Raw genomic sequence first — 10,169 nt, forward strand, 5'->3', positions numbered from 1 at the left:
TTATAGGTTCAATTTTCTCATCCTCATGTCATGTTCAAGCATGATCATGTCTAACTCTTCGTCGCTCAGTCCTAGTAAATCGTCGTCGTCATCGCCAATTCTTTCATGGAACACTTCTTCAGCAGACCTAACGCCTACCGTAGATTGTGGATATGCCGGAGACGTCACCGGACTTACCTCATATAGTTCAGCTTCAACCACCGTACGGATTGGCATATCTTCATTTGTCTCGTCCCATTCTTCTTTAGTTGGGCGAAAAATAAAAGACGATCCTCGCACGTCTCCGCGCTCAATCGTCTCCACATACTTTTCCGCCCAGCTTGGCGGTGTGATTTCATATCTCAGACCAATGTCGTCCTCAGCAACAAGCAATGTTCCTGGTGTTCTCCCCAGAATTTCCCTCGCATCATGCTGCCATGCTGCATAGACATCCGGGTTAATCAAACTGGCCGTGAATGCTCCACGCTTGAATCGCTCCTGAAACATGCCATAAATCGGGTGTGATAACTGATCCCATCTCACGGCATAACCAATGATCTTTGTCGGCTCACCCTCAACTTTGCGAACCTCCAATTTGCTCTCCTGCAGGATCAGTTCCCGTTGTTCCTTCGTCTTTTTCTCCATCTTTGTTATCACCTCCCCCAGGTGGAATCGGATTAGCTTTGTTCTGATTTTTGTAATACTCATCGACCATATCCAGCGGCAACATGTTTAACGGTACCCAGTATCTGTCTCCACCTTCTATTGGGTTTTCGTTTTCTTTTTCCAAGATGTCGTTTTGAGAATAAGCACCCATGTTGAACATTTCCTTGTAAAAGGCAGCGCGTGCAGATGAATCACCTCGAAGCAATCCTTCAATGAGATGTTCAGCAAAGAACTTCTTTCGTTCGCTCTCTGAAAACAACTTCCAGCTGATCGTCTGTTCCCACCTAATAAGCCAAGGCCGGAGAGAATGAATGACAAAATCAATCGACTGTTGCTCTATGTTAGAAAACGAAGCACGTTCAAGGTCTGCCATCATGTGTGGAGGCACACGAAATACCCTTGCAATCTCAAGAATCTGGAATTTTCTCGTTTCCAAAAACTGAGCATCGTTGGGTGGAATTGTGTTCTTTGAAAAGGTCATGCCTTCTTCCAAGAGCATCAGACGATGAGCTTTACCAAGCCCTTCGTATTTTTCTCGAAGGGATTTTTGGAGCCGTTCAAATGCTGCATCGGACAAAGTACCGGGTAGCGTTGCGACTGCACCCACGTTTGTTCCATTCTCAAAGAAATCTGCACCGAATTGTTCAGTCGCTAGAGCTAATTCAACAGCCTGCCGTGCCCAATGAATGACGGATACGCCTTTGGTACCATCAAATCCAAGCCCTGGTATATGGAACATGGCATAAAACGGTACGTTATGCTGCTTACCATCTTTGGTTGAGACTCTGAAAAACGGATCTCCATCAGCTGTCTCCATGTGTTCAACTCTGTGAGGTGGGATCGGCCAAAGAGCAACTATTTCCCCTGCTAAGTCATATTCAATTTCCGCATAACAGTTCCCCCACAACAATATGTGAGCCATCATCGTTTCCCGGAAGGTGAATGCCGTCATCCTTGGATTGGGCTGATTTTGAAGAAGATAACCAACCCTATGTGTTGTTCTGGATTTCCCTCTAGGATTTAACCTTTTGTATACTGGCAACGGAAGAGATGCTACCGACTCTGCAAGTATCCTGACACATGTAAGGACGGCCGTTGAACGCATGGCCGTTGATTCTGTGACATTAGCCCCCCGTCCTGTGAGAGCGCCGAACGCTTTATACATCCACCGTTTCGGGTTTTCCAAATCACTTGTATCGCTTGACTCACTTGGTTGACTTCGCTTCTCCAACAACTTTGAAACAAATGGTATCCGCAGTGTGTACACCCCCTTTCATTAGATCGCTCTGACGCCTCGATCCTCGTAAACAGACCTCTTTGGCTTGGCCGAATTAGAAAGCGTCAACTTGTGAGCATCAATGACGGCGTCCACCGGGTCAATCCGCTTCGTCTTAGAAGAAGGGTCTTTGTCGATCTTGATTTCTCCAAAACTGTTACTGACCGTCTTGGCATTCGCCATGCTCCATGTCAGCAGCTTATTTCTTCGGTCATAAATGACGTTCCTGGCCTCTGCCTCCAACTTGAAATCAACCGTAGCATCATTCAAACTCTTGGCGCTCTGAACAATCTCAACCAGATCCACTCCAAATTCCTCAAGGTCAGACAAAAAGGCATCTGCGTTATGTGGATCATACGCAATGCCCAGCAGCTTGAGGTTATGTTTTTTGATCAAGTCTCGGTAATAAGACAGGATGTATTTGTAATCCGTCTTGACGCCGCCCATGGTCTCTGTCGGAGTTAACAACCCTTCCATAATCCACATGTCATACGGTGCAAAGTCACTCTTCACATGCTCATCGACACGGGCCGAAGGAATCCAGCTGTGTGAATGAATGTAATACTTGCGTTGCCCATCAATATCTAACGGGAATTCCAATGCACCACTCGTAAGGTCGCCGCCTGAAGACAAGTCCAGACCCAAGTAACATTCTTTGCCTTCCATGTCCTCAATGGTTGTATCGGATTCGCAATTAACCCAGTGTTCCATATTCATGTACTGAGTGTCTGAGAACTGCACCCATCTGTTCAGGGATTTGGTCAGGAAGTTACGAAGCTCTTCTCCTTGCTGAACCTTGGCTTTGATCGCTTCAGCTCGTAAGCTATCCAATGTTTCAGGAGTCCAGAGAGGATTTGCTTTAGGCCAGTTCGATTCGTCCCAAACATCGTCTTCCTTGTCCAGCTCACAAATGAATATGAACTGCGTGTCATCCGCATGAGCACCCGCCAGAACCATCTTGCAATATTTATACAGTTCGTAGCATGGACCGTTGATGTTAAACCCGGCCGTTGTGATAACGGAAATAAGACACTGCTTCAGCTTCTTCGTACCGTCTGCCAGTAGCTTGTACATCTGGTTATCCTTGTGCAAGTGATATTCATCGACACTCGCAAAGTAAGGCCTGAAACCGTCTATGGATTTTGTATCACGGCCAAGCGCCCTGATTTCACCTTTTGAAACGGTGCATAGGATTGTACTTTTATAATCCTTCACGTCAAAAAGACCGGATTCGTATTTATCCCCGGCCAGCTCTGGATCTGCATCAATAAACTTGATGCACTCTTTCAGTACAATTCGTGCCTGCGCTTCTTTTGTCGCTGTTACATACACTTGAGGATAACTGTACCCGTCAAAGTTTCCGTAAAACAGTGAAGGAACCGCGTTGCCCAATGACTTGCCATTCTGCCGAGCTACTTGGATGTACGATGTTCGAAAACGCCGATATCCGTCCATCTTCAGCCAGCCGTTCCAACTCCCAAAGATGAAGTCTTGAAACCCCCATAATTCAAGAGGCATCGGTTCCTCACCCTCAGCCAGTGTAAGGGACTCAGCAAATTCGATGATCTCATGGGCTTTATCTGGGTCAAACACGTAAGGAAACTCTTCCGTACCCTGTCGTTCTAAATCTCGAAGGTGCCTTTCACACGCCTGACGTTGGGCTTGTCCCGCTGTGATCCTGCCGGACGTGACTTCGAGAGCATAGGCCGTTACTCGGTCCGCCTCGCCAACTGTGTTGTAAGGATAAATCTGAGGACTAGCCACTTCGGTTCCCAAACTTCCCGAACTTGCTTACCTTCTCCTGCTGGGCCTTTGGTTTCGGTACGTTTTTTACTTTGGACAGCGGATTAAGGAACAAACGATCCTGCATTTTCAGCAGCATGTCCATTTTCTTGTTTATCGCTGTCTCTATCCGAAGCAATCCATCAACCGCAATCATGCTTCGTAATTGTTTCTTAACTTTCATGTTAAAATCTTCGGATTCTTCAATATATTCGTCCAAATCTTCAGAATCATAGGCGACTTTATCAATCGTTTGATATGATTTTTGAAGTCTTTCATACTCCGAATACGTCTTACAATACATGGCTAAAAGCCCCACATCTGAACTGCTTATCAGTTCAATATTCTGTGCGGCTGCCGCTTTATATTCTTTCATGCATTGCTTCCAGTGAGTAAAGGCAATTGGATCATTCTTCACGAATGCCGGAGGTTTCAGCTTGTCGAGTTCAGCTTTTCCAAGTTTGATCTCCCCTTCCTGTCGTGCCTTAATTTGTTCTTTTGTCAATCGATTCGGATTCCCCGCAGCGAGGTGCAGGGAAACTGGTTTTGCGTTCCTTCCCATTGGGTTCACCTGCCTGAGTCACTGAAAAATTAATAAAACGAGTTTTTACGCGAAATAAGTCCGACGCGGTCTATCAGCCGAAAGGTTTTTAGAGATTTGACCCCCCTACCCTACCTGAAGAAATAGTGAAGGCATAGGAAATAATTCGTTTGACCATCTCTTCACACTCTTTATGAGCCACTTGAACGGGCATACCTGCTTTGACTGCCTCTTCGAATGCTTTGGGCAGGCTCTGTATTAGAGTCTCTACCCATGGGGCCAGTTGAATGTTAAGCGTGATGTTATGTTCATTCGGACTCTTATGTGAGTGAGAAATATAAGACCCTTGACCATCGTAATATCCTACTGGTTGGGCATAGCCTCCACACTTATTACATGCAGTTCCGTCTTCATTCGTCCAGCCTGTCTGTTCATTCGAACACACTACACAGACTAACCTCATCTCCTTAGCCATTGCCAAACCCTCCATCCTCTTTAGCTGTCTTGATAGCGTGGCATTGCCTGCATAGAGCCTGCCAGTTGTTGCGGTCCCAGAACAGCGTCTTATCTCCCCTGTGTGGCTTGATATGATCGACTACTGTAGAGGCTTGCACATAGCCGTCCTTCCAATGAGTGACACACAGCGGATGCTTCTTCAGGAATCCAGTTCTGGCCTTACGCCATCGGCTGTCATATCCACGCTCAGCTGCTGTCCCTCTATCTTGGTCATAGCTATGTACTTGGTCTTGGTGGTCTTCACAATATCTGCCCTCTGTTATGGTCTCCTTACATCCCTGCTTACTGCAGAACCTTTTAAGCGGCATAATCAGCGCTCATTCCTTTCTGCACCTCGGTAACATACACATCTGCTTAGCACCCGCCCATGTCCCCCACACGCAACCTCTACATTGAACAGGCTGGAGATTAGACAGAACAGGTACAGGCCGTTCCTTAATCGCTACAAATCTCGGACTTCTAATCAATGAGCCTGCCACCACCTTTGGACATCCTCAAAACCTCCCTTCATATTTACAAGCGCTTGGGATTACACAAAAAAATAAGCCACCCGCTGTTGGATGGCTTTCAAAAAGGATATGAAGAAAACACCGTAGTTGGCCTTGCCGGGACTCGAACGCCAGCTGCTGCCTGTAGGCCATAATAGTATCCGTATTTATATCCCGCCCGGATGGAGCGGCTGCGGGGAATCTAACCCCATCCCCACACTGCACCCTTGACGATCCACGTCTAAGGAAACGCCTTCCCACAGCGCAGCCGAGTCCGCTGCGATAACGGGCAGGCACACCGGAGAGGGGTAAACCTCTCTATGTGCCTAGTGTATTGCTGTTTCACCGTCATTCGATTGCCAACATACCGTCAATTTACCGTCAATTTTCGGAGGGCCAAAGCATTCCACAATCCTTGAGTGTGTTGGCTATGCTTAGTAACCCCTTGCTGATCCGTCTATCAATTGTGCGTTCGCTTAGTCCGCGACCCTGGAATAGTGCAACTGTGTACTTGCGGCGGGTCGATTTGATGTACTGATGCATGATGATATCCCGAGCCTCTTTATCCATGATGACATCTATAGCGGCCTGCACTACATCAACCTGCATTTGATACGTTTCATACTTGGCCTGTTGGTCTGGAGTCAATACAGGCATTTTACTCAAAACTTTCATAGATGCCAACCATTGATGGTAATCATCAGTCAACAGTTTGACCAGTTGGGCAATGTCTCTTTCATCCGCGCTTGGTATCAATTCCATTTGGACCATCACCGCCCCCATGCTCTACACCCTCTCCTGATTGATTCTTCAATCGGTCATTTTCAACAAATAACAAGGTGCATCTATGCTGCCAATAAGCGACATCACGATTCAATGACTCTACCTTCTCTTGCTGAATGTCCATATGAGAAGCAAATTCCCTATCTTGGTTGTATAGTGCCTCTCTGTTGCTATCAGCCAAAGCTTTATACTTGTCCAACTGGTGAAGCAGAGCACAGAACAATTCATAATCGGATTCATCGAATCTTTCCTTCGCCAGAATATCCAACTTAGCTTGCACGTCCTCCAATGTCGGTGCTGTCATTTCCCCACCGCCTCAGACTGCTGCAACTCCTTATACACGCTCTCAGGTATCTGAGTAATAATTAGATCCCGCTGGGCACGTTTCTTATCTGCTATATCGGCAATGGCTCGGGCTGGATGGCTACTTTCGAACAGCTCAACCAGTTCCCCCGCCAACTCACTTTTAAAATATCTGATTCTCGCCATGGTGTTCCCCTCCATCACACATTGTTACATGTTCAAAATATAGGTCTGAATCGTCCAGCTCTTCGTCATCGATGCGGGTTATGGTGAACACCCGGCAACATACCGGACATTCTACTGTATCCCCCAATTCAAACTCTGTAGGCATGACAGCACCCCTCACCATTCATTCCGTGCTCTAACTTTATTCAATTCAGCCTGTGTCAGTATCACAGATACCGGCTCGTAATTATCCTTGATTGACTGGACATCGTTATTGAGTGGCAAATGAGTGATTAAACTAAAGAAGTCCTCAATGTCCTGCTCCCCTGGCTCAGCAAGATCCGGACGGATGATCATCATGGCATCGGACAAGACTTCTGTATCCAGATCCGTGTCTGACCAGTCACCACAATCCATACCGTCACACAGGTACCGCCCTTTCTTGCCCTTTGCTTTAAACGCTATTGCTTTGATCATCTTCAATCCCCCTATCCAGATTGACCCATATAACAGCGCCCTGCGGATGGTTGTATGTTATAGGTTCAGGGTATTTCACTGGATTTTCCAGTACCCACACCCATGGTTGGTTGTATCGCGCAAGCAATCCGTGATGCAGAATTCGATGTTTCAATTGATTTCTACCGAATAGCTCCAAGGTACAAGGGAAACAGTCTACCAGGTCAACTTCTCCCCATACCTTTCCGCTACCGCTCATGATAATCCCGATCTTTCCGCGCTTATGCGTTTGGCTACCTCGAATCTCCCAGGTCTTCTCCCCTGACAAGATCAAATTTCCCCAATATGGCTTTATTAAGAGTCCTTGCATCTTTATATCCCCCCACTATTCAAACTCAACCGAGCCTTCCTGTAGGAAGCACCCCATCCATCATCTTGCTTCGGGATCTCATTTGTAATATCAAGCATTTCCCGCTTGTACAATGATGTGAAGCAGGCGGGGTCAACATCTATGACCCACTTCCCGCGACTATTCAGACGACGAGTGACTGGTTTATTTTCATAGCACCAAAGCATATCCTCATCAACCTTATCAACAACCACCATTGTTCCTTCATTCAGTCCTCGATTAACTCGGCACACCATCCCTCGTTGGAACTCTTCGAAAAAGAAGAAGAGGAAGCGCATGGTTACAACTCAGCTTTCATCCGGTCAATGAGGCCGTTTGTAGCAGCCTTATACTTGGTATGCAATTCTTCATCCGTTTTCCCGACGATCTCCAGAGCACCGAGCAAATTAGCAAAGGCATCGTTCAGGTTCTTGAAGTGTGCTTTGAATATGGCCGCTTCCTCACCTGTGCCTTGTGCAACCTTTTTCCGCAACTCTTCCAACTCGGCCTCGATCTCTGGCGGTACCTTCTCAATCTCAATAGTGGCAGGAACAACATCAATAGGTTTTGCTTTCAGTTCCTGTTCGAGCTGCTTGATCTGTGCAAGCGATGCAGCATGTTGCTGTTGTGATTCCTCAAGAGCTTCTTGGAGTGCAGCAGCTTGTCCATCATCCTCACCAGATTCAGCCTTAGCCGCAGCTGCTGCCGCTTCCTCTGCTTGGGCTTGGAGCCGTTCAACAATCAACGCATGGTCCGCCTGCTGTGTCTCCAGCTTCTGGCGGAGCTTCTGTTCCTTCTCCATTTCCTTCTGAGCTTCTTTAAGTGCTTTCTCTGCTGCCTTCTGAGCTTTTTCGGCATCCTTCCGAGCCTTAACCGCTTCCGCCAGCTCACGAGTAGACATGTTGTCCACATCATTTTCCTGAACGAACGCTTCCCGTTCCTCAGCAGGGATTCCAAGTAAGGCCACAGCCTGCGTATAGTTCAAACTTCCAAGCGCTTGGGAATCGGCGTTATCTCCAAACAAAGTAAGCTGATCTGATCCGTACTCTTTGAATATTTTCATGAGGTTATTGGCTGTAGATTGTTTATAATCAACAGAATCAGCCAGCCAGTTCATCCACTCACCATGAGGCATCATTTCTTTGGCTTCTGTGAGTCGTCTTCCAATCTCAATGGAACTGTGAAGTACGATCTGCTTTGTGTGATCCTTAATGCTGTTAATCTCAATGGCGATTGTCTCGATAGTGCGGATGGCTAATTGGCTCATACGGCTACCCCCTCGTTATTTTTTGATCCACGAACACGTTTCTGTTTTTTAATCACAAGCTTGGTTTCCACAAACTTATCAACAAAACTCTTCACCTCTGGAGTCATGTTGCAATTCTTAAAACCCCGACATTGCATTACCTTACTCCCCACAAGCTCCATAGTGTAAAAGGGGGTTTCAGGCTTGCTTTCTTCCCTTACACAAAAGAGAATCACTTGTCCTTTAGCATAATCTTCTGCATACCTACCCACACAATGGTTAAGCTCCGTACCTTCATCGTATAACTCTTCAAGTGATGCTATAGGACGCATTAGGAACCCATCCATTTGGAACATGTATTTTTTCAGAATGTCCGCTCGGCTACGGATCTTTAAATCAAGAGGCTTGTTGTTTTTTAGTTTGATTCGTTTGCTTAGCTCCGTATGAATCTTTCTCAGGTCATTAGGGAACAAGTAACGATCCTCTTCCAAGCTCATCCCCAATTCCTTACACTCTTTCCTGTAATCGCGCCAATCGGAAAGCATGCTGTATAGACGATCATCCCGATAATGGTCCTTCTTCATTTGCTTAATGACGTATTTGATTACCACATCTTCAGGAGCATAAGTACAAGCATCTTTGAAATACTCCTTCTCTTGTCAGTCATACATTTCACCTATTAATTTTGCATCCTGAAGGGTCACAGGAAGATCGCGTTTACGAGCGTATTGATAGAACCTTAGTTCCTTTGGAGTTAATACAATCTTAGAATCTCTGATTTCTCTTAAATCCACTTTACTGAGCCGCAGCACTTTCATCAGGCTGTTACCATGCCAGTAGATAGCCCCATAGGTCGGATCTCTGTAGAGCTTAGCCCATACAAAATCCTTGAACCCTATTTTGGACAGATACTCAACACATGGGTATCTGGCTGCTAGGTCAAAGAATTCAACCATGTCCGTTACATAACGGGGATTCTTGTACTCCGTGTACTGCTCCCAAGTTGAATACTGGAATGGAGTCCCTTTCACAGCTCTCTTAATATTCGAGATTGACATGAACCTCGGAAGCCCAGCTCCATATCGCGTAGCTATCTCATCAAAAGCAGACTTTACTTCTGCGCGTTGTCTTCCATAGTTGAAATAGATACTTTTACCAGTTTGGAATACATAATGCATATTGTTGCTGTATTCTGTTGCTACTTTTGTGTAATCCCCGCTGTAATCTCTTCTTACCTCTATGACTCTTGCGACTAAAGCTTTGTCATCCAAGACTGATTTTTCATACCAGACAATTACAGCACGATCTACCATGTATTTACGCCCCAAACCTGAGGCTCGTACTTTGCACTTAGATTTACAGTGAGGGCATTGTACCGGCAGAAGTTGCTTATGCTTTAGTTTCGCTTCTGGAAAATGTTGCTTAGCGCAATGCGTGCAGTAAGCAGACTGAATGCCTTTAGCTGATTTAATGAACAAGTATCTGCTACTTTTCAAGGCTGTTTCTGTTGCGAAACGAGTAAGTGAGCGACTGATTTTCTGAGGAAAATGCTTTAATGCCTCTTTGTACTCCAATTTAAT

The 10,169-nt window shown here is 46.0% G+C and carries 15 protein-coding genes; all 15 read right to left on the reverse strand.

Annotation, left to right across the window (positions count from 1 at the left end):
• The 15 genes from MHH92_RS23500 to MHH92_RS23570 all read right to left on the reverse strand — a co-directional run bounded on the left by MHH92_RS23500 (window position 1) and on the right by MHH92_RS23570 (window position 10,163).
• Entirely contained in the window at window positions 1–624 is a 624-nt protein-coding gene (locus tag MHH92_RS23500) for an HK97 family phage prohead protease (RefSeq protein ID WP_340906715.1), read from the reverse strand.
• Window positions 554–1,810, reverse strand: coding sequence for a phage portal protein (locus tag MHH92_RS23505; RefSeq protein WP_340906717.1), 1,257 nt, complete (start codon window positions 1,808–1,810; stop codon window positions 554–556). Before MHH92_RS23505 ends, MHH92_RS23500 begins: the two co-directional genes overlap by 71 nt.
• Before the next feature lie 111 nt (window positions 1,811–1,921).
• Window positions 1,922–3,685, reverse strand: a complete 1,764-nt coding sequence (locus MHH92_RS23510; RefSeq protein WP_340906719.1) for a terminase large subunit — start codon at window positions 3,683–3,685, stop codon at window positions 1,922–1,924.
• On the reverse strand, window positions 3,678–4,265 hold the full coding sequence (locus tag MHH92_RS23515) for a terminase (protein WP_340906720.1): 588 nt from the start codon (window positions 4,263–4,265) through the stop codon (window positions 3,678–3,680). Before MHH92_RS23515 ends, MHH92_RS23510 begins: the two co-directional genes overlap by 8 nt.
• 88 nt (window positions 4,266–4,353) lie before the next feature.
• Window positions 4,354–4,719: a hypothetical protein gene (locus MHH92_RS23520; RefSeq protein ID WP_340906722.1), complete on the reverse strand. Its 366-nt coding sequence runs from the start codon at window positions 4,717–4,719 to the stop codon at window positions 4,354–4,356.
• A complete protein-coding gene (locus tag MHH92_RS23525; RefSeq protein WP_340906723.1) occupies window positions 4,712–5,068 on the reverse strand; it encodes an HNH endonuclease signature motif containing protein in 357 nt (118 codons plus the stop codon). Before MHH92_RS23525 ends, MHH92_RS23520 begins: the two co-directional genes overlap by 8 nt.
• A gap of 561 nt (window positions 5,069–5,629) precedes the next feature.
• Entirely contained in the window at window positions 5,630–6,031 is a 402-nt protein-coding gene (locus MHH92_RS23530; protein ID WP_340906724.1) for a hypothetical protein, read from the reverse strand.
• On the reverse strand, window positions 5,985–6,335 hold the full coding sequence (locus tag MHH92_RS23535; protein WP_340906725.1) for a hypothetical protein: 351 nt from the start codon (window positions 6,333–6,335) through the stop codon (window positions 5,985–5,987). The genes MHH92_RS23530 and MHH92_RS23535 overlap by 47 nt, the downstream gene beginning before the upstream one ends.
• Complete coding sequence (locus tag MHH92_RS23540; protein WP_340906726.1) at window positions 6,332–6,520, reverse strand: hypothetical protein; 189 nt, start codon at window positions 6,518–6,520, stop codon at window positions 6,332–6,334. The genes MHH92_RS23535 and MHH92_RS23540 overlap by 4 nt, the downstream gene beginning before the upstream one ends.
• Entirely contained in the window at window positions 6,498–6,665 is a 168-nt protein-coding gene (locus tag MHH92_RS23545; RefSeq protein WP_179263803.1) for a hypothetical protein, read from the reverse strand. The genes MHH92_RS23540 and MHH92_RS23545 overlap by 23 nt, the downstream gene beginning before the upstream one ends.
• Window positions 6,666–6,676: 11 nt before the next feature.
• Complete coding sequence (locus tag MHH92_RS23550) at window positions 6,677–6,976, reverse strand: hypothetical protein (RefSeq protein WP_340906728.1); 300 nt, start codon at window positions 6,974–6,976, stop codon at window positions 6,677–6,679.
• Window positions 6,954–7,325 (reverse strand): ASCH domain-containing protein, encoded by a 372-nt coding sequence (locus MHH92_RS23555; protein ID WP_340906729.1) that lies wholly within the window; start codon window positions 7,323–7,325, stop codon window positions 6,954–6,956. The genes MHH92_RS23550 and MHH92_RS23555 overlap by 23 nt, the downstream gene beginning before the upstream one ends.
• A gap of 319 nt (window positions 7,326–7,644) precedes the next feature.
• Window positions 7,645–8,610 (reverse strand): DUF3102 domain-containing protein, encoded by a 966-nt coding sequence (locus MHH92_RS23560; RefSeq protein ID WP_340906731.1) that lies wholly within the window; start codon window positions 8,608–8,610, stop codon window positions 7,645–7,647.
• The gene (locus MHH92_RS23565; protein ID WP_340906733.1) at window positions 8,607–9,173 is read right to left on the reverse strand and encodes a PcfJ domain-containing protein; all 567 of its coding nucleotides are present in this window, start codon (window positions 9,171–9,173) and stop codon (window positions 8,607–8,609) included. The genes MHH92_RS23560 and MHH92_RS23565 overlap by 4 nt, the downstream gene beginning before the upstream one ends.
• 75 nt (window positions 9,174–9,248) lie before the next feature.
• Window positions 9,249–10,163 carry a hypothetical protein gene (locus MHH92_RS23570; RefSeq protein ID WP_340906735.1) on the reverse strand — a complete coding sequence of 305 codons (915 nt, stop codon included), beginning with the start codon at window positions 10,161–10,163 and terminating at the stop codon, window positions 9,249–9,251.
• Window positions 10,164–10,169 lie beyond the last annotated feature (6 nt).

Source organism: Paenibacillus sp. FSL M7-1414, from assembly GCF_038003195.1.
Taxonomy (GTDB): domain Bacteria; phylum Bacillota; class Bacilli; order Paenibacillales; family Paenibacillaceae; genus Paenibacillus; species Paenibacillus amylolyticus.

Bases quoted from the DNA above. Each gene is read 5' to 3' on its own strand.
- MHH92_RS23500 (WP_340906715.1), bottom strand. From the start codon at position 624: ATGGAGAAAAAGACGAAGGAACAACGGGAACTGATCCTGCAGGAGAGC.
- MHH92_RS23505 (WP_340906717.1), bottom strand. From the start codon at position 1,810: ATGTATAAAGCGTTCGGCGCTCTCACAGGACGGGGGGCTAATGTCACA.
- MHH92_RS23560 (WP_340906731.1), bottom strand. From the start codon at position 8,610: ATGAGCCAATTAGCCATCCGCACTATCGAGACAATCGCCATTGAGATT.
- MHH92_RS23535 (WP_340906725.1), bottom strand. From the start codon at position 6,335: ATGACAGCACCGACATTGGAGGACGTGCAAGCTAAGTTGGATATTCTG.
- MHH92_RS23550 (WP_340906728.1), bottom strand. From the start codon at position 6,976: ATGATCAAAGCAATAGCGTTTAAAGCAAAGGGCAAGAAAGGGCGGTAC.
- MHH92_RS23530 (WP_340906724.1), bottom strand. From the start codon at position 6,031: ATGGGGGCGGTGATGGTCCAAATGGAATTGATACCAAGCGCGGATGAA.
- MHH92_RS23520 (WP_340906722.1), bottom strand. From the start codon at position 4,719: ATGGCTAAGGAGATGAGGTTAGTCTGTGTAGTGTGTTCGAATGAACAG.
- MHH92_RS23515 (WP_340906720.1), bottom strand. From the start codon at position 4,265: ATGGGAAGGAACGCAAAACCAGTTTCCCTGCACCTCGCTGCGGGGAAT.
- MHH92_RS23525 (WP_340906723.1), bottom strand. From the start codon at position 5,068: ATGCCGCTTAAAAGGTTCTGCAGTAAGCAGGGATGTAAGGAGACCATA.
- MHH92_RS23555 (WP_340906729.1), bottom strand. From the start codon at position 7,325: ATGCAAGGACTCTTAATAAAGCCATATTGGGGAAATTTGATCTTGTCA.
- MHH92_RS23540 (WP_340906726.1), bottom strand. From the start codon at position 6,520: ATGGCGAGAATCAGATATTTTAAAAGTGAGTTGGCGGGGGAACTGGTT.
- MHH92_RS23545 (WP_179263803.1), bottom strand. From the start codon at position 6,665: ATGCCTACAGAGTTTGAATTGGGGGATACAGTAGAATGTCCGGTATGT.
- MHH92_RS23565 (WP_340906733.1), bottom strand. From the start codon at position 9,173: ATGAAGAAGGACCATTATCGGGATGATCGTCTATACAGCATGCTTTCC.